Raw genomic sequence first — 20,155 nt, forward strand, 5'->3', positions numbered from 1 at the left:
AAGGCTATAGCAGAGCTAGCCTTACTGGCTAGCTCTCGTTTTTATGCTTTTAAACGGCGGCTACTACTATTTTTTCAGCTTGCTTTGCCTTTCTTTGCAATTTCTGTTTATACATTGCTTCATCACCTGCTTTTAAAACTGTGTCTAAGTTATCGGGTGGCTGAGTATAGCTAGTTTGCCCAACACTGGCGTAAATAGAAATGGTATGGCCCTGATGCTCTATAGTTAACTGGTTTAATTTTTGTTCTAAGGTGTTAACTCGCTGGTTAATTTTTTCGTTGCTATTAAACAATGCCATGGCCACAAATTCATCGCCCCCTAAGCGACCAACGGCATCTTCACTGCGCATATGTTGACTAAGAGACTCTGCAACTTTGCACAGTACTTTGTCGCCCACATCATGACCATAAGTATCATTAATTGCTTTAAAACGGTCTAAATCTATGTATAAAAAGCACAAAACGCCTCCTCGTTGCTTATGCTCTGCTAGTAAGTCGTTTGCTTTTAAGCTCCATCCGCGACGATTGTATATATGGCACAAATGATCAAAGTTAGCGTGTCGTTCAGCCTGTTTTTTTGCATAACTCAATCTTTGAATTCGTCTACCGACTGCAATAGCAAGTAATAAAGATTCAATTGTAAACGCAATAACAAATCCATAGCGTTGAATGAACGGGCTGTAATCGGTTAGTAGTACCCTAAAAATCATACTAATACACACACTTGCCAGTGCTATAAATACCAAGCTTGCTTCATTAACACCGTACTTTGTTTGTATGGCGCTGAGGATAAAAATAGTGATGACAATAAATAATGATAAATAGCCTGTTACTGCAGAGGTAATATTGGTTATAAGTGGTAGATCGAGCGCTATTTTTTGTAAGCATAAAGTCAGTACGCATAAGGCGGCTACTTTTAGTGTATTACTTATCTTAGGAAAGTATTTAGGTAGCTCCAATATAGCGCTCATAAACCATGTGGCACTCACTATAGTTAAACCGATACTCAACGTATAAAAATGGCTAACGTACGCAGAGTAGTGCTGTTGTGTAAATAAATAAGGCTGTCCTTCTTGAAAGAATATAAAGCTAGCGATGCAAAAAATATAAATGCCATACAGTTTAAAAAGAGGGTCTTTTATGCCGTGACCTATAATTAGTGCATAAAAAATAAGCGTGGCGCAAAGACCATAAAAAATGCCAAAAATAAGGTTGTAGCGTTGAATTTTTTCGACAAAAGGCTGTGTATCTGACCAAGTAAAGCGTGGGGTATAAGCCGCAGAAGTGGTAATCATAAGCTGTGCAGTAAAAACGCCTGGGTCCATTAAAATTGCCATCTGATTGGTTTTTAAAGGTGTTTTATATGCTGAATTTTGCTGCCACGAAAAGTCTTTAAGTGCAGGGCGAGTAAATGAAAATACCCCGCCTTGCTTTAAGTTACAGCTTAATTCAAGATGATTAATACCATTTTTAAGTTTAATATTTGAGGCAACTTCTTTGGATAAAGACACCGAAGTATTGGTTGCTCTTGAGCTGAGCTGACAACGTTCTTGCGCATAAGTAACGCTACTAAATAGCATAGCAAAAGCGCATATAAAAATGCTAAACCTAACCACCTGAGCGCCTAACATGCTAAAAACTCCTTGTCTTTATCGTACAATATATCATTACTAAGTAGACGAATACTTTTAAGTCATATTAACAAAGTCTAATGATAAAGTATTTAAATAATGACTTGCGCAAAAGTAAGTTAGTTTTAATCACACATGTATTTCACTGGGGGCTTTGTTGAAATGGCGTTTAAACTCACGGCTAAATTGTGACGCACTGGTGTAACCTACTTTAAATGCGGCCTCATTTGCTTTACTGCCAGAGGTGGTTATTAATTCTTTTGCTTTAGCTAAACGCACTTTTTTTAAATACTGCAAAGGGGATTCAAACGTAACTTGTTTAAAGGCACGATGAAAAGATGACACACTCATGTTCACTTCTTCAGCTAAGTGCTCTACGGTAATAGGGCTTGCATAATCACTATGTAATGTTGATAAGGTACGCGCTATGCGTGCGTAATGGCCATCGTGCATTGCAAGTCCAATTAAAGTGTTGCCTTGAGGGCCACACAGCACCCTATATACTAATTCTTTAACTATATCGTCACCAAATACCTCAGCCTCAAGCGGATCGTTTAACACTGTTAACAGTCGATGGGTAACTTGCTCCATAGCTAAATCTAAAGTGGCGCTTTGTACGGCTCCGCTTTGTGTTAAAGGAGTTAAAATAGGCTTATGTTGCATCATTTGGTTAACCAGTTTGTGCAGCATGGCTGGGTTTATATCAATTGCTATACCCATTACTGGTAAATCGTTATCAGTAAACGCTTCACATTCTAGTGGTACGGGCACTCCCAGTACTAAATAATCGCCTGCACCATACTGTATTTGATGCTCAGGGAAGTGAATAATTTTATGTCCTTGGCCAACAATAATAATACCTGAATTATAAATAAGCGGCTGACGCGCTGAGCTTTTGGTGGCGCGATGAAAGTACACCCCTGGAATAATTGTTTCCATGGTACCTTCAAAGCTGAGCAACTTATTATGCTCTGCGTATTGTTGTAACAAAGTGGCGATGGTTGTCATAAGAGCGGCTTAAATTAACGGTATTTGGCGTAAAATAACAACGCTGATAGTTTTAGGCAAGCTTTTGGTAGCTATTAGGCTTTTTATATATGTGCTATGCCACTATTATGCATCCATCAACACTTTATTTATTTAAGAATTGATAAGGTGCTTAGTAATTAACCGTCCCCTTTAGGAGCAAAATAATGAAATTTAGCTACGTAAATCCCACTTTAATTCAATTTGGTCAGCAACAAATTGCCGCACTTACTGATTTGATCGCAAAAGATCAAAAGGTATTAGTTGTTTACGGTGGCGGTTCTATTAAAAAGAACGGCGTGTACGATGAAGTTGCAGCAGCACTTGAAGGTTTTGATTGGGTAGAGTTTTCGGGCGTAGGTGCCAACCCAACAATTGAAGTGTTAGACCAAGCAGTAAAAATTTGTAAAGAACAAGACATCGATTTCGTTTTAGGTGTAGGCGGCGGCTCTGTAATTGACGGCGTTAAATACATTGCAGCATCTGCTGTATATGATGGCGAAGGTTGGGATATTCCTACTGGTAAGCATACAATTACCAGTGCATTACCAATTGGTGCCGTATTAACGCTACCAGCTACAGGTTCTGAATCTAACCAAAACTCGGTGGTAAGCAAAGAAGCAACGAAGCAAAAACTACCGTTTGCATCTCCAGAAGTATTACCAAAATTTGCCATTATGGACCCTGATGTAATGAAAACATTACCGCAGCGCCAGCTTGTTAATGGTTTAGTAGATGCATGGGTACATACGTGTGAGCAGTACCTAACATTCCCAGAAGGTGCACTTGTTCAAGAAGGTTACGCAGAAGCACTGTTAAAAGCGCTTAAAACATTGGGTGATAACTTTGAAAACCAAGACGATGCATGGCGTGCAAACCTTATGTGGGCTGCAAACCAAGCACTTAACGGCTTAATTGGTTCTGGCGTATCGCAAGATTGGGCAACTCACATGATTGGCCATGAGCTTACAGCTGCTTACGGCGTTGATCATGCACGTTCACTGGCTATTGTTCAGCCTTCTTTACTGCGAAATCAATTTGCAGTTAAAAAAGCAAAACTAGAACAAATGGGTAAAAACGTATTTGGTCTTGCACAAACAGACGATTTAGCAGAGCAAACAATTCAAGCGATTGAAGCGTTTTACCACAGCCTTGACGTAGCAACTGAGCTTACTGAGCATGGCGATGATAAAGCGGCTGCTATTGATAATATTATTGGCAAGCTTGAAGCGCATGGCATGGTTGCCCTTGGTGAAAACCAAGCTATTACGTTAAAAGAAAGCCGTGAAATTTTAGAACAAGCGGTTGCTTAATAATGATTAATATTGATCCCTAACATTGGTTAGCGGTTTTTTGCAGCAAAATAAGATTGAATGAAATAAAATTTTATTTTGCTGCATTACTTTTTTTGATGTTTTCAGGTACAGTATTGAAGAAAATAATATTTAGATGAGTAATGAGCTTATCTAATCGTGTGTTTCAATAGGGAATTCGTTTAACTGTGCGTTCAAATCGTTTTTTAATTGTAATGTTACTTGTGCTTGTGCATAGCTTTATAAGCTGTGACGGCGCCGCGTACCATTTACAAGAAGACGTTGACCACGTAAATAGCTCATTATCGCAACTAGGTTCATCTGCTGATGATAGCGATAATGCCCCAACAACAGAAATACATGCTCACCAGCATTGCCACAGTGGTTATAGCCACAGCTCAAATCACTCAATAACTCCCGAGAAAAGTAAACCAACTTTAGCGATATGCTATCACGGCTTACATTATCCACCAGACGTACCGCCACCGAATTCATTTAGCTAGTTCTTAATTTAATTTCAATTAATTACTGTGCTTTTAGCTGCCTACACATAAGTGTTTTATGGGCCGTTATAGGCATGTTTAGATTGCTGAGCAATTTACACTGTCGCTATCTTTTGCGTAGGTTGTGAATGGTTTGCAAGTGAACTCTGTTTATTAAAAACGGACAAGCTATATGAATAAAAAATCAATTATGTTGGTGGTGATGCTGTGCACGCTGCCTGCTTTTAGTGCGTTTGCAAATGTTAAAACACTAACTCTAAAACAAGCGTTGATAAATACCGAGCAACAAAATCCGCTATTAAAACGCTACCCTTATCATCAAAAAATACTCAGCGCGCTTAAATCTCAAGCTGCACTTTCGCCTAACCCTATCTTAAATATAGAAGCTGAAAATCTGCTGGGGACAAACGATGCACGTGGTGTGCAAGACGCTGAAATAACCTTGGCATTTAGCCAGCTTATAGAGCTTGGGAATAAACGCCAAAGCCGTATAAATTACGCTACGGCAAACATTAAAGCCCAAGCAATACAATATCAAAATACTCGTTTAGCCTTATTGGCAACCACTGGTGAGCGGTATTACGAAGCGCTTAAATTTCAAACCTTACTTTCTCTCAATAGCGAACGACATCAGGTTGTAAGCCAAGCACTTAAAGCAATAAAGCAGCGAGCTGATGCTGGCGCTGTATCGCAAGCGGATGTAACCCGTATGCGTTATGCGCTTAGCCAAGTTGAGCTTGATAAAGCTAAGCTAAATAGCGAATTTGAGCGAGCACGTTTATCGCTCAATGAGCTGTGGAGTGAGCAACATGATTACACGGATTTAGCTGGGAATATTAATACATTAATGCCGCTTAGGTCTGAGCAAGGGTTACTTGATGCGGTTAACCAAGCGCCTGATTTTGCTATGTTACAGCAGCAATACCTACAGCAAGCGGCCAACTTAACGCTGCAAAAAGCTAATGGGCAAAGCGATATTAATATAGGTGCAGGCGTGAGCTACAACCAGCAAAACAATACCAGTTCGTTGCTGTTTTCGTTTTCAATGCCGTTGCAATTGAGTAACTCAAATAGCGGTAATATTGAAGCAGCTAACAGTCAGTTAGCATTGTTACGTGAGCAGCAAGGACTGTTACGGGTTCAATTACGTCAGCAAGTTCGTACTTTGTATACCTATTACCAAGGTAAGACATTACAGGCACAGTTGTTATCTGGGCAAGTTATTCCCCAAGCCCAAACACTCATTGAGCAAAGTTTAAAAAGCTATCAACGCGGACAAATTTCGGTGTTGCAATTGCTCGATGCTCAACAAGCTCTTTTTGACTCTAAACGCGCGTTGATTAACACATATGCAGCGTTATATCAGACCCATCTCGCACTTGAGCGTTTAACTGGCCAATCTTTAACTGAGACTTTTCAATCATGAACAACACTTTTATCGCATTATTAGTATTTCTCTCGTTTGTAGCTAGCTTAACAAGCACACATGTATTTGCCTCAGCAGAACATGACCAAACAGAGCAAACCCAAAAACAAGGTCCACACGGCGGCTTTTTATTAACTAACGAAAAGCTCACTCTTGAGTTAAAGCTGCAAGAATTGGCAGGTAAAGTTGAGCTGCGCGTATATGGTTATGAGCAAAATCAGCCGGTAGATGTAAACGATTTAAGTATAGAAATAAACTTAAAACGCTTAGTAGAAACGCCGCAAAAAATACAATTTACCCGTGAGAATGGCTACCTTGTTAGCACGCAACCTATAAATGAGCCACATTCGTTTGAGCTTTTGATTACTGCTAATTATAAAGGTGAACGCGTCAGCTTTGAGTACTCTCAGCACGAAGGCCAAACTGTGCTTAGCGAGCGAGCAATTAAAGGCGCGGGCATTAAAACAGAGATAGCACAAAGCGGCGAGGTTGATATTTCCGACACGCTGTTCGGTGTTATTACACCTACACAGCATGGCACAGTAGAAATTATGGCGCCATATACCGGATTGATCAGCGATATTTTTGTCAGTATTGGTCAAACCGTTCAAAAAGGCGATGTACTGGCCAGCGTCACCAATCGCGAAACTTTGCAAAACTACAGCATTAAAAGCCCTATTAGCGGTGTTGTAACCGAACAATATTTAAAGCGTGGCGAACTGGCAAGTACTCGTGCGCTAATGCAAGTCGTGAACCTTGATAAAGTATGGGTTAAGCTCTCAGCCTTTCCTGAAAATATTGAAAACCTAGCCATTGGTCAAAGCGCTGTCGTGTACGATTTACATCATCATTTAAATGCCCAAGGTAAGGTGTTTTTTATAGCACCTATGATGACTGGCGGGCATATTGCACGTGCTCGTATTGAGCTTAATAACCCTGATGGTCATTGGCGTCCAGGTATGCATGTTAATAGTGATGTCAGTATCGATAAGGTTAATGCTAACGTGCGTGTAAAGCCTGAGGCTATTCAAGAGTTTAACGGTATGGCGAGTGTGTTTGTGCGTAAAAATAGTGTGTTTGAAGTACGCCCTGTTACTTTAGGCGCAAAAAGTAGCGAGTGGGTTGAAGTGATCGCGGGTTTAAGCCCAGGTAGCGAGTACGTCACAACCAATAGCTATGTGATCAAAGCCGATATTTTAAAAAGCGGCGCAAGTCACGCTCACTAGGAGGTACCATGATTAACTGGATTGTTTCTTTTGCGGTTAAACGCCGCATGATGGTACTGGCACTGACATTTTTATTTGCTGGGTTTGGTGTGTATAACATCCAAAACTTAGCGGTAGATGCTGTACCCGATATTACCAATGTACAAGTGCAAATTAACTCTAAAGCGCCTGGTTTTACGCCGCTTGAAGTTGAGCAGCGTATTACTTACTTAGTCGAAACAGCGATGGCGGGTATTCCTAAGCTTGATTATACCCGTTCGCTTTCTCGCTATGGGCTTTCTCAAGTAACCATTATTTTTGATGAAGGCACCGATATTTATTGGGCGCGTCAACAAATTGGTGAGCGTATTCAAAGTATTCGCGCCGATTTACCTAATAATGTTGAGCCAAACCTTGGACCTATTGCCAGTGGTTTAGGTGAAATATTTACCTATAGCGTGCATGCAAAACCCGATGCGTTAAAAAGTGATGGTATGCCTTACAGCGCCGAAGATTTACGTACTTTACAAGATTGGGTTATTCGTCCGCAGCTTTTAAAAGTAAAAGGCGTAACCGAAATAAATAGCCAAGGTGGCTTTGAGCGCCAGTACCAAGTTGCGCCCATACCAGAAAAGCTCATCGCTTATAAGCTAACAATCAACGATGTTATTAGTGCACTTGAGCTTAATAACAGCAATCGCGGAGCCGGTTATATAGAGCGCTTTGACGGCCAATATTTAGTGCGCTCCCCTGGGCAATTAAAAACATTAGCGGATATAGCAAACACCGTTATTGCTAAGCGTGATGATGCTCCTGTGCGAATTAAGGACGTGGCAAATGTATACTTAGGAAAAGAACTAAGAACTGGCGCGGCTACCTATAATGGCGAGGAAACCGTATTAGGCACGGCGATGATGCTAATTGGTGAAAATAGCCGTGTGGTTGCCAAAGCCATGGCTGATAAGCTTATACAAGTACAAAAAAGTTTACCTGCAGGGGTTATTGTTGAGCCTGTTTATGACCGCACCAATCTGGTTGATAAAACCATCGCCACAGTACAAAAAAACCTGTTTGAAGGTGCGGTATTGGTCATCGTCATTTTATTGTTATTGCTTGGGAATATCACTGGTGCGCTTATTACCTCCATGGTTATCCCGCTGAGTATGCTATTTGCTATTACAGGCATGGTGGGCAATCGAGTCTCGGGTAACTTAATGAGCTTAGGTGCAATCGATTTTGGATTAATTGTTGATGGCGCGGTGATTGTGGTTGAAAACTGCCTTCGTCAATTAGGGATGGTTCAACATAAACATGGTCGCTTACTTACGCTCAGTGAGCGTTTAGAGGTTGTAACTTCAGCCACCAAAGAAGTGTTTAGCCCCGCAGTATTTGGTATTTTAATTATTATGTTGGTGTATTTACCGCTATTTGCGCTCAGCGGTGTTGAGGGCAAAATGTTTCAGCCTATGGCGTTTACCGTGGTTGCCGCGTTAATAGGTGCACTTATTTTTGCTGTCACCTTTGTGCCGGCGGCTATTGCCGTATTTGTGCGTGGTAAAGTAGATGAAAGCGAAAACGTAGTAATGCGTGGCGTTAAAAAAATCTACAAGCCACTGCTTAACTTATCGCTTAAATTACCGTGGGTGATGGTGAGTATTGCTACTGTTTTGGTATTAGTGCTTGGCTTTAAAGTTAAAAATATGGGCGCCGAATTCTTACCGCAGCTAGATGAAGGTGACATTGCAATGCATGCGCTGCGTATTACTGGCACCGGTATTGAACAATCGGTGCAAATGCAAAAGCAGTTGGAGCAGGCTTTATTAGAGCAACCTGAAATTGCAAACGTATTTTCAAAGATTGGCACCGCGGATGTAGCCAGCGATCCTATGCCACCTAATGTTGCCGACACTTTTTTAATGTTAAAGCCGCGTGAGCAATGGCCAGATCCGTCACTAAGTAAAGACGCGTTAGTGCAGCAAATTCGTCATCGTGTGAATGAGGTACCGGGTAATAACTATGAATTTACCCAGCCTATAGAAATGCGCTTTAACGAGTTAATTGCCGGTGTGCGTGCCGATGTAGCGCTGCGTATTTACGGTGACGATTTAGCCACACTTAAACAGTTTGGCGAAAAAGCCACTGGTTTAATGCGAAATATTACCGGTGCTACTGATGTTCGTTTAGAGCAAATGGAGGGCTTGCCTACACTGTCTGTTACCCCAATGCGAGATCATATGGCGCTATTAGGATTAACCGTAAACGACATTCAACAAACCCTTGCCGCTGCTGTTGGTGGGGTGCAAACAGGGCTAATTTATGAGGGTGATAAGCGCTTTTCGTTATTAGTACGCTTAGATAAGCGTTGGTCTGATGATGTCTCTGTGCTTGCGCGTTTACCTATTGCGTTACCTAAAAGTAGTAACCCTGAGCTTGCATTTGTACCGCTTGGAGAAGTGGCTACAATTAGTATTGAAAAAGGCCCTAATCAAATAAATCGCGAAAGCGGCAAGCGCAATGTGGTAGTAACAGCTAATGTAACAGGACGCGATTTAGCCAGCTTTGTAAGAGATGCCCAAGCGACTATGAACGCACAACTTAACCTACCCAGCGGTTATTGGCTTGAATACGGCGGTACGTTTGAGCAATTACAATCGGCGAGTAAGCGTTTATCGTTGGTAGTGCCTGTGACTTTATTGCTTATTTTTGGCTTACTTTATAGTGCTTTTGGATCGCTGCGTGATTCACTTATTATATTCAGTGGTGTACCACTGGCACTGACCGGTGGGGTATTGGCATTATTGCTACGAGATATGCCGCTTTCTATTTCAGCGGGTGTGGGGTTTATTGCGCTAAGTGGGGTTGCGGTATTAAACGGTGTAGTGATGTTGTCGTTCATTAAGCAATTACGAAATGAGGGGTTAAGCTTATATTATGCAATACATAGCGGGGCACTACAGCGGTTACGCCCAGTGCTAATGACCGCGCTTGTGGCTAGTTTAGGCTTTATACCTATGGCGCTAAATACCGGTACCGGCGCTGAAATACAACGGCCTTTGGCAACCGTGGTGGTAGGTGGAATTATGTCATCCACTTTGCTCACATTGTTAATTTTACCAGCACTTTATAAATTAGTGCATGCAAAATTTAAAAAGCAGCAAACAGCTTAGCTAATTACTAATTAGGTAATAACGTAAAAAGCAGCTGAAGTGTCAGCTGCTTTTTTGTTAAGTAAGGAGTTGCTTAGTTATATTGAAATAGGCTATCCCAGCGCTCATCTAATATGGCTTTTGCGCGCTCTAGATTTACCGCGTTATATAGGGTGTTTGTGCAAGTTACTAAATGCATACGTTCAAGCTTTTCAAGCGCGTCGCTAATTTCAAAATCTAGCTCGCATTGGTACTTGCTTTTAAACCACGTCTCTATCTGCTCATCAAGTGCGTGAGCGCTTAAGCCATTTTCAGATTTTAGTAAAAATGAATAAGCGAGTAGGGCTTCTTTAATGTCTTCTTCTTCGGCGGCGTCTATTAGTGTATGAAAAACACCCGCGTTGTTATCTAGGTTTTTAAAGTACAGATTATCGCTCAGCGCTTTCATAAATTTAATTTTACGGTTTTTAAATTTACTCCACTCTTTAAATACAAAACTGCCAAATACACCAATACCAATGGCTAACGTAATAAAGTGCTGCTGAGTCATGGTAACGACTTTATCACTAAACCCTCCCCAAAATGCAAACAAAGCAAACAATAAAAGTAATGAGGCGCCCAGTTTGGTAACTAACACCACCGCACCGCCAATAAGTGCTGACGAGCCAATAATCACTTTATCAATAGGACGCATCCGTACTTCGCTATTAGGGAATAGCATTTCTAAGTCAGCTTTTGGCACATTTTGAAATAGTTTTACTATGGTTGAGCTGGGCTCAAACCCCATAGGTAGTTTATTTTTTGATTCAAAATAGGCTTTATCTTTAAAACGGATAAATACTGCTACGCGATCGTAGTTGGTAAAATGCAGTGGCTTTTTACGTAACCCCCAAAAACTGGTTATGGTTTCGCTCAGCTGTGACTCGCCACGGCGATAAAAAACCACTTCTTCAAAATCCTCAAACTCTACCTCAAGGCGAACTTTAAAAAGCGATTCTTCGTTTAATGCATCTTGTAGGTCTTGATGGGTGATCACTTCAAAATTAGCCGCATTTAATACGTTGGCGAAATCTTTAGCAAAATCGCGTTGGCACTGGGCTTTTTGCTCATCAGTCACGCTGTTTATTAAACGAGTATCGCTATTTGGGTCAAAAGGCGCGTAATTGTTTTTTAATGACTCAAGTGTGCCATGGTACTGAAAGTGAATTAAGCTGGCTAAAAGTTCACAAAGCTGCTTAAAAGAAGTTTGTTGGTCTTTGGTAAGCTCTTTGGCGCACATTGTAATGATGTCGTGTTTTCTAAAAGGAATGTAGCGAGCAGTTTGCATATTGTGAAAATTTTAAAAGTATAATGGTATATAAAGATAATAAAGCAGTCTTTTACTGATTACTATGTTGACTGTATTTCTTCAGGTAGCATTAACCTAATTATGAGATGATTTAATCACTTACCTAATTGCTAACAGGACGTTTATGGCTATACAAAAAAAGCTCAAGCAAAAAACACGTCAGTTTATTGAGTCTAAAAATATGCTGGGTGGGATTACTATCGCCTCATTTTTAGAATCCACCATAGTTCCCATTCCACTCGAGGCGGTGCTGGTACCGCTTATGCAAGCAAGGCGGGAAAAGCTTTGGCAAATTGCCCTAATGGCAACACTAGGCTGCATTGTAGGTGCGTTATTTGGCTATGCTTTAGGCTATTACTTATTTGATATCATTGGCGATTGGGTTATCAACACATTCTCAAGCCCTGAGCAGTTTGAAAACGTAAAACAAAAAATGCAGGCACAAGGGTTTTGGTTTGTGTTAAGCCTAGGTATCGTTCCTATTCCGTTTCAAATTGCGATGCTGGCCGCTGGCGCAACTAAGTATTCGCTGGCGCTGTTTTTATTAGCAAGCGCTATTGCTCGCTCTATACGTTATTTCGGCTTGGCAATCGTGGTGTATTATGCGGGCAATCAAGCTGAGCGTATTATCAGCAAGCACAAAACTAAGACCATGATTGGGTTAACTATTTTAGTTGCGATTGGCTGGGGTGTTAGCACATTAATTTAAATTAATCAGTTTTAGTTTATGGTATAGTTTTTAGCAACAATAATAAGTTTAAATACAGCCTATGATGAATCCGGAAAAAGTGAGCCTTAAGCTCAGCCGTTTTGTAAAAATTACCAGATTAAACAAACTGTTAATTTTAGCTACGCTGGCGTTTATTATTGGCTTTTCAATTTTTTCGTTAATGCGCTTTCCTTTATTGGATTTCAAGCAAAATCTCTACGGCTTTACCACTGACTTTATTAACTTAGTGGTCATTTTTACTATTTTCTTTGTGGTGCAATGCTCACAGCTAGCTAAAAAAGCCTACGTGTATGTCAGTATCGGTTTAATGTTATGGATTGTTGGCTCTACTGCCGATGTGCTTGATGAAGTGATACGCCAGCCTTATTGGATAAGCAATTACGTAGAGGATTTATGTCGCACATTAGGTATGTTAATTACCGCTTATGGTTTATTTAAAACCATGCACTTTATGCAGCGAATGCATACCCGGTTGGCGCAAGAATTTATTATAGATGATTTAACTAAAGTATATAACCGACGCTGTTTTTATCAGCATGTGAAGGAGGTTGTTAATAATCCTTACACTATTTTAATTATAGATATTGATCATTTCAAACGTATTAATGACGATTTTGGCCATGATGTGGGCGATCGGGTGCTTAAACAGTTCGCAGATAAAGTGAACCATCTTTTTAAAAATGAAAATATTTTTGCTCGCATAGGCGGTGAGGAGTTCGCCGCTTACCTGCCTAGTTATGAGCTTGATGAAGTGCTTAACTTTGCGCAGACTATTCTAGAGACTGCTCGAACTGTTACAGTACAAAACCAACGCTCTTTAACGGTTAGTATAGGTATTGCGCACCGCAGTAGCGAACAGACCTTTGACAATGTAATGAAACGTGCAGATCAGGCATTATACCGAGCCAAAAAAGCAGGCCGTGATCGCCTTGAGGTTGCTTAAACATAGTAATTTTATAAAATAGATTTCGCTCATGCTGTTTTTGGGGACTTGTGTTGCGAGATAAAAAAGGGACTGTATGGATGAGTTAATCGGATTAGCAATTATTGTATCTATTGCGATTGTTGCAGGGGCTATTTGTGGATTAGTGGCCTTAGTGCAATTGAACACCCTTAAACAAGAGGTTGCAGTATTAAAACTAAAACTATTACAGTTCGAGTTAAGCTCAAATGCAGCAAAAAATGAAAAATCCTCCGCTGACCCTCAAGTAGATAACGCAATACCTCTAAACCGCTCAGATATTCCTGCTGCTGTTAATAAACCTGCGAGCATTAAACCTCCACCACCTCGTAAAACGATAACTAAAAAACCATCGAGTATTGAACTGCTTTTTAAACAATTACGTGCAGGCTTCGAGAAAAATTGGATGACCTGGATTGGTGCTATTGCTTTGGCTTTAGGTGGCGTGTTTTTAGCAAAATACAGTTTAGAGGCGGGGCTATTTTCACCTGCAATGAGGCTCAGTGCCGGTGGATTATTTGGCATTGGCTTAATCGCAGCAGCGTATTATTTACATTATAAACGTATCGTTTTTGAAGGCTTTAATAATTACATTCCTGCAGCCCTTGCCAGTGGCGGCTTTATGACTTGTTTTGCCTTAATGTTTTTGGCCTATAACAGCTTTAGCATGCTAAGTGCTGAGTGGGCATTTATTGGCTTAGCAGTTATTACTGTGTGTGCTAGTGCAATGGCAATAAAGCTAGGCCCTTTACTTGCTGTAATAGGCATTATAGGCGCTTACAGTGTCCCTGTTTGGGTAAATACGGGCAGTGGGCAGTTATTTTCTTTGCTTATTTATGTTGCCCTTGTGAGTGTTGCCGCAGCAGTTGTGGCACATAAAGTACAGCGAGTGTGGTTGTGGTATTTACTGTGGGTAGGGCATATTAGCTGGTACTTGGTTGGACTCACTCTATTTAACTACGACACAGTGTGGGTAATAGGCGTTTTTGCGTTGTTAAGTATTTTAGGATTAATCGCTATTGCACGTTTAGGCTTGGGCTTTAATACCCTTGAAGTACGCCCACACAGCTTTAAACGGTTAGTTAACTTATTTCCAGATCACGGATTATTAATAGCCTTTATTGCTCCTTTAATGATTGCCATGCTGTTGAGTGTGTTTAATTTACAATGGCAAATTGTGGCGTTGCTAAGCATCGCTTTACTCCTATTTTTAGTGCTAAAAAATAGCCGTTGGGATGCATGGCAGGGGGTCTCTTTATTAATTGCACTGTTATTAGTGGTCAGTGCTAAACAAACTTATGCCTTTGATGATGCGTTATTTATTTTTAAAAATGAATACGGATTAGGCTTATTACTTGCTCTGGGGCTAAGTGGCTATGGACTCTATTTTGGTAATAAATCCCCAAAACGATTAGCTTTTCATTTGCTTGCTTCATTAAGCATGTTTGCATTAGTTGGCACTTTGTATGCGATGATCCCAAACACGGCTTTAGCAACCGCTTACCCACTTTGGGCGGTGTTGCTATGTTTAATGAGTGCGGTGTTAATTAAATTTACGCAAAATAATACAACCTTATGGCAGCGCTTTAGTTATTGGGTGGGGGCAAACGCCAATATTACCTTAGCAATTACGATGTTACTGAGTGATAGCGGCCTTACCATTGCACTGGCTGTTCAAGTATTACTGCTGAGCTTACTGATAAAAAAATACAATGTGGCTATGCCACACTGGCCAATAAAAGCCCTTGTGGCAGCATTACTTTTACGCCTTACCTTATCGCCGTGGACGCCTAGTTATGATGAGCTAAGCATATTTGGTTTGCATTGGAGCTTAGTTGTTTACCCGCTGTGTATTGGGTTATTTTTTGCAGCGGCTAAATGTTTTAATACTTCAAAACTAAAAATATGGCTTGAAGGAGCAGCACTGCATTGTTTAGCGTTATTTGTGACAACCGAGACCAGTTATCAACTGGTAGGGCACTACCCTCAGCTGTTTTCTTTAAGTTTTTATGAGCAAGTTTTGCTCAGTTGTAACTTGCTTGCTTTAGGCTGCGTTTATTTATATCGCGCGCAAAGTGCTGGGCAGCTGGGTAAGTTATACCGCACTGCAGGTTTGATTTTATCAGCGTTAGCTGGCTTGTTATTAATCAGTACAACGCTGGATAATAATCCGTTATTAATGCGTCTTTATGTTGGTGAAACGCCAATATTTAACTGGGTGATTTTAATTTGGTTGGTACCGAGCCTACTGGCGTTATGGTTAGCGAGTTTAGTTAAATCGTTAAATGCTAAATTGAGTCAAATTACACTCGGAGTGTCTGGTTTATTAGCCCTGTTAGCTATCAATACCTTGATCCGCCAATATTGGCAAGGTGGCTTCATTTATCTTGATAAAGCAACCAGTGACGCCGAACTATATAGCTATTCGGTTATTTGGTTGTTACTCGGCGCACTGGTCGTGATAGCCGGGCATTTAAAACAGCAACGGTTACTGCAAAATGTTGGTCTTGGTATTCTTGGCGCTGTAATTGTTAAGGTATTTTTAATTGATATGGCAAACTTAACGGGACTTCTAAAAGCATTGTCCTTCATTGGTTTAGGGCTGTCGCTGGTAGGGCTAAGTTGGTTGTTCCAAAAACTCAGAAAGCGCAGTCATAGTTAAGTTTAAGCCCAGTACTTACTGGGCTTAAACTCTTATTAATCGTCAAGTACTGTGATTCAGCAGTGCTTTAAGTTTGCCTGGTTTTACTGGCTTACTCAGGTAATGAATATTTTCGGCTTTGGTGGTTTGTTTTAGCTCGGTGTCACGCACAGCGGTAATTAAAATAGCCGGAATATCGCTTTGCCAAATCTCGCGTAGCGCTTTAATTAAAGTAATCCCATCCCAATCATTACCTAATTGATAGTCCATTAAAATAACATCAGGTGCTCTCTGTTCTTTTGCATAAGTTAACACCGCGTCTACTTTATCGAATAGGGTGTAATTTGCCTGCCAGCGCTTCAGTAGGCTGGCCATGGCGGCAAGGTTTTCAGGATCGTCGTCAACGGCAATAATATTTATCGCGGCGCGGTTGTCGACTATATTTTGACTGCTTTGTTTTTGCTGTACTAATTGCGCATCACCATAAGGCACTTCAATGCTAAATCGGCTGCCTTTATTAGGTAATGAAACCACATCAATCGGTAGGCTCAATAAATCAGCCATACGTTTAACCACCCCTAAACCTAAGCCAACGCCTTTATTATCGCCCGCTTCAATTCGGTAAAAGTCGTTAAATATTTTTGCTTGTTCAATATCGCTAATGCCAGGGCCGGTATCCCATACTTCAATCCGTAAACTGTGTTTTCTGTTTCTACAAGCAATTAATACACGGCCATTTTCGGTGTATTTAATCGCATTAGACAGCAAGTTTTGTAGTATTCGGCGCAAGTAAGTAATGTCGCTGTGTACTATTTGTTTATTTGAACGCACTTTAAATGAAAGTCCTTTATCGCTCGATAAAATCGCATATTCGCTTTTAAGGGGATCTAAAATATCATCAATGCAAAAGTGACGAGGATTTGGGGTCATCGCCCCTTGCTCTAGCTTGGCAATTTCTAATAAAGCCGACATTAAATGCACGGTGGAATCGAGGCTATCACCTAGCTTATTAAAGTTATTTTTATTGGTGCTATCTAACTGAGTTTCATCAATGGCGGCGAGATATAATCGTGCCGCATTGAGCGGCTGTAAAATATCATGGCTAGCCAGTGCTAAAAAGCGAGTTTTACTATCATTCGCTTGCTCAGCTTCGCGCTTGGCTAAAGTAAGTGCTTGCTCTGTTTGTACGCGACTATCGATTTGTGCTTGCAGGTTACTATTAATGGTTTGCACCTCTTGGGTACGCGCTTCAATACGGTTTTCTAAGTCCATATTGATTTCTTCGAGCGCATTTTGCGTACTAATATGATTGGTAATATCAGAAAAGCTTGTTACAAACCCCCCATCAGGCAGTGGGTTGCCTATCATTTCGTAAACTTGGCCATTACGACGATGGCGAATAAAGTGATGTGAACTGCCATTTTTTAAATGCTGAACACGCTTATCAACATGGCGCTCGATTTCACCGGGGCCGCATTCACCGCGCTCTGCGTTATAACGGATTATTTCTTCAATGGGCTGGCCAACTTGTAAAAAACCTTCAGGGTAATTAAACATTTCGCTGTAGCGCTTATTCCAAGCAACGAGGTTAAGATCTTTATCTACCACAGAGAGTCCGTGGCTTAAGTTTTCTAGTGAAGTAAATAATAAGTTTTGATTAAACTGCAGTGCCTGTGTGGTTTCATCAAAAAAGTTTACCACTTCTTCAAACGCCATGCGTTTCCCAGGTGATACTGTATGAATAAGTGCTTGCGCAGAGGAAGCACCCAATACACCAGTTAGTGCGCGTTCGCAGTAGGCAATAAAATCAGCGCGAGGGTGTGCATTGTTGTCGTTTAAATCGTGATGGAGTGCGTAATGCGATAAAATTTGTTGGCTACGTTGAATGCCTAAAAAGGTTTGTAGCAAAATTTTAAAGTCGTATACCGTGGCTTTTACGTTTTTATTTAAGCGACGAGATAAAATGGCCTGATCTTTGGGATTAACAAATGCTGCCGCTTGAATTTTATCAATTAAGCGCTCTTCAGCTCCCAAGGAAAAGCTAATATAACAGCCAATATTAGCAAACAACGCAATTAAGGTGCCTCTAGTTATAAGCGTTTGCTGTAGCTCACTGTCTAGTGGGTTAGGGGCTTCTAAAATAGGTAGCATCAAAAATAGCACCCAACAAATGACTCCTGCGAGTAGCCCGGCATAAACGCCGTAAGCATGACCTTTTCGCCAATATAACCCACCCACAATAGCAGGCAATAATTGCGACACCAATGAGAAAGCCACTAACCCCATACTGGCCAGCGCACTGCCACTACCAAACCATTGCTGATAGAAGTAGGCTAAAATAAGCACCCCAGCAATGGTAAAGCGGCGCACCAATAAAATACGGGATTTATAGCTGCTGGTGATTAAATTACGTTTAAATTTACGACGCAACATTAAGGGTAGCACCACGTCGTTGGAGATCATGGTGCTTAGCGTGAGCGTTGCAACAACAATCATGGCTGTGGCAGCAGAAAGCCCACCTATAAACACAAAGGTGGTTAAAAAAGCGTTATCGTGCAGCATAGGCAGTGCCAGTACAAAGCTGTCAGGTGATAAACTACGACCAATTTCTGGATGAATAGCAGCGGTGGCTATAGGTAAAATCATTGCAGCGGTCAATAACAAGTACAATGGAAAAGCCCAGCGAGCAGTAAATAAATGGCGCTTATCTTGGTTATCAACCACGGTGACATGAAATTGCCGTGGCAAACAAATAATAGCGGCCGCCGCCATCAGCGACTGACCTACAAAGTTAAAGCTAAAAAAGTCAAACTGCGCCCAATGCAGCCAAATTGACTCGGCGACTTGGCCAGAACTTTCTGCGGGTAAATTAAATAAGCTATATATTGCAAGCCCTGCTACAGCAGCCAGAGCAAACAGCTTTATTAGCGACTCAAACGCCACAGCAAGCATTAAGCCTGAGCGGTACTCGGTTACATCAACTTTGCGCGTGCCAAAAAATATAGCAAATAGTGCCATCATTAAAGTGGCTGATAACGCCAAAATATCCCCAGATATTTGATTACTATTTTGCAAAAGTAAAAAGCTGGAACTAAGCGCTTTTAATTGCAATGCGATGTAAGGAATAGTGGCCAATAAGGCAATAATGGTCACCATAATTGCAGTGGTTTGGCGTTTGCCGTAACGCGCTGAAATAAAGTCGGCAATAGTGGTGATATTTTGTTTTTTACTCACCAATACCAGTTTACGTAAAAAGCCCTGGCCGAAAAAAAACAGTAAGGCGGGTCCTAATAAAATAGGCAAAAAGCTCCAACTACTAGTAGCAGCGGTGCCTACCGAGCCATAGTAAGTCCACGAAGTACAATAAATCCCCAATGCAAATGAATACACAAATGGATGATGACTAATACGCTTGGCAAGTGGGGTGGTCTTATCACCCCAATTTGCCAGCCAAAACAGCACGCCTATGTAGCCAAAGGCAACAATGAGTAGTACAGCTGTCATGTTTATTTAACCTCGTAGAGTGTTTTTATAATTTGTCATAACTATACCCAAACTATTTCAAGATGCGAGCGCCAGTTGGAGTTTGCTTATTAACAATACCTAGCTGCAAATAAAGTAGGGGGTATACATTTTGTTTATGTTATCTATAAATAAAATAAAACTATGATATTTAAGGGTTAATTTGTTTTTGTCTATTTAGTTAGACTAATGTCTTATTCCCACGGTTTGTTTTAATTTGGCTAAAAACTTGAGCAATAAAAATCTATTAAGCTACTGAAATTTAAGTGGTTCATGAGTTGTTTATTAATTGATCATGCGCAGTTTACGAAAACGTTAATATGTTGTTACGACTATTGTCGCAATTCAATATTTGAATTGCATTGCTAAATTGGTTAACGAATATAAAAAACCACCCATCACAATCGTGATGTTTAAAGGGGAAAATAAAAATGGCTTTTAAAAATGAAGAACAAGCAAAAGCTTATTGGGCAGAAAACATTTCATTACTGTTTAAATTATTAGCAGTATGGTTTGTGGTCTCTTTTGGCTTTGGCATATTACTGGTTGATGTACTTAATGAAGTACGTTTTTTTGGGTTTAAACTTGGCTTCTGGTTCGCCCAGCAAGGCGCGATTTATACCTTTGTGGCTTTGATTTTTGTGTACGTTTTCAAAATGAATACGTTAGATAAAAAATATGGCGTAGACGAATAGGAGCTAGTC

Annotated in this window: 13 protein-coding genes; 9 read left to right on the forward strand and 4 right to left on the reverse strand. The window is 40.7% G+C overall.

Annotation, left to right across the window (positions count from 1 at the left end; all coding sequences use genetic code 11):
* Window positions 1-49: 49 nt before the first annotated feature.
* Window positions 50-1,630, reverse strand: coding sequence for a sensor domain-containing diguanylate cyclase (locus PUND_RS05025; RefSeq protein WP_010387591.1), 1,581 nt, complete (start codon window positions 1,628-1,630; stop codon window positions 50-52).
* A gap of 129 nt (window positions 1,631-1,759) precedes the next feature.
* The gene (locus tag PUND_RS05030) at window positions 1,760-2,638 is read right to left on the reverse strand and encodes an AraC family transcriptional regulator (protein ID WP_010387592.1); all 879 of its coding nucleotides are present in this window, start codon (window positions 2,636-2,638) and stop codon (window positions 1,760-1,762) included.
* A gap of 185 nt (window positions 2,639-2,823) precedes the next feature.
* On the opposite strand from PUND_RS05030, the gene PUND_RS05035 reads away from it, so the two are divergent.
* From PUND_RS05035 to PUND_RS05055, 5 genes are all read left to right on the forward strand, one after another.
* Window positions 2,824-3,969: an iron-containing alcohol dehydrogenase gene (locus tag PUND_RS05035; protein ID WP_010387594.1), complete on the forward strand. Its 1,146-nt coding sequence runs from the start codon at window positions 2,824-2,826 to the stop codon at window positions 3,967-3,969.
* Window positions 3,970-4,157: 188 nt separating this feature from the next.
* Entirely contained in the window at window positions 4,158-4,472 is a 315-nt protein-coding gene (locus tag PUND_RS05040; RefSeq protein ID WP_010387596.1) for a hypothetical protein, read from the forward strand.
* Window positions 4,473-4,644: 172 nt separating this feature from the next.
* On the forward strand, window positions 4,645-5,898 hold the full coding sequence (locus PUND_RS05045; RefSeq protein WP_010387599.1) for a TolC family protein: 1,254 nt from the start codon (window positions 4,645-4,647) through the stop codon (window positions 5,896-5,898).
* Window positions 5,895-7,124 carry an efflux RND transporter periplasmic adaptor subunit gene (locus PUND_RS05050; protein ID WP_010387600.1) on the forward strand — a complete coding sequence of 410 codons (1,230 nt, stop codon included), beginning with the start codon at window positions 5,895-5,897 and terminating at the stop codon, window positions 7,122-7,124. Before PUND_RS05045 ends, PUND_RS05050 begins: the two co-directional genes overlap by 4 nt.
* Before the next feature lie 8 nt (window positions 7,125-7,132).
* Window positions 7,133-10,270 (forward strand): efflux RND transporter permease subunit, encoded by a 3,138-nt coding sequence (locus PUND_RS05055; RefSeq protein ID WP_010387601.1) that lies wholly within the window; start codon window positions 7,133-7,135, stop codon window positions 10,268-10,270.
* 73 nt (window positions 10,271-10,343) lie between these two features.
* Here PUND_RS05055 and PUND_RS05060 read toward each other — a convergent pair whose 3' ends face one another.
* Entirely contained in the window at window positions 10,344-11,576 is a 1,233-nt protein-coding gene (locus PUND_RS05060) for a TMEM143 family protein (protein ID WP_010387602.1), read from the reverse strand.
* 145 nt (window positions 11,577-11,721) lie between these two features.
* Between PUND_RS05060 and PUND_RS05065 the strand changes: the two genes are divergently transcribed.
* The 3 genes from PUND_RS05065 to PUND_RS05075 all read left to right on the forward strand — a co-directional run bounded on the left by PUND_RS05065 (window position 11,722) and on the right by PUND_RS05075 (window position 15,950).
* The gene (locus PUND_RS05065; protein WP_010387603.1) at window positions 11,722-12,306 is read left to right on the forward strand and encodes a YqaA family protein; all 585 of its coding nucleotides are present in this window, start codon (window positions 11,722-11,724) and stop codon (window positions 12,304-12,306) included.
* 64 nt (window positions 12,307-12,370) lie between these two features.
* Window positions 12,371-13,270 carry a GGDEF domain-containing protein gene (locus tag PUND_RS05070; RefSeq protein ID WP_010387604.1) on the forward strand — a complete coding sequence of 300 codons (900 nt, stop codon included), beginning with the start codon at window positions 12,371-12,373 and terminating at the stop codon, window positions 13,268-13,270.
* Window positions 13,271-13,346: 76 nt separating this feature from the next.
* The gene (locus PUND_RS05075) at window positions 13,347-15,950 is read left to right on the forward strand and encodes a DUF2339 domain-containing protein (RefSeq protein ID WP_010387606.1); all 2,604 of its coding nucleotides are present in this window, start codon (window positions 13,347-13,349) and stop codon (window positions 15,948-15,950) included.
* A gap of 42 nt (window positions 15,951-15,992) precedes the next feature.
* On the opposite strand, the gene PUND_RS05080 is transcribed toward PUND_RS05075, so the two are convergent.
* On the reverse strand, window positions 15,993-19,433 hold the full coding sequence (locus PUND_RS05080; RefSeq protein ID WP_010387610.1) for a hybrid sensor histidine kinase/response regulator: 3,441 nt from the start codon (window positions 19,431-19,433) through the stop codon (window positions 15,993-15,995).
* Between the two features lie 449 nt (window positions 19,434-19,882).
* On the opposite strand from PUND_RS05080, the gene PUND_RS05085 reads away from it, so the two are divergent.
* Window positions 19,883-20,146, forward strand: coding sequence for a DUF4212 domain-containing protein (locus PUND_RS05085; RefSeq protein WP_008464847.1), 264 nt, complete (start codon window positions 19,883-19,885; stop codon window positions 20,144-20,146).
* The last annotated feature ends 9 nt before the right edge of the window (window positions 20,147-20,155 follow it).

The sequence above is a fragment of the Pseudoalteromonas undina genome (assembly GCF_000238275.3).
Classification (GTDB): domain Bacteria; phylum Pseudomonadota; class Gammaproteobacteria; order Enterobacterales; family Alteromonadaceae; genus Pseudoalteromonas; species Pseudoalteromonas undina.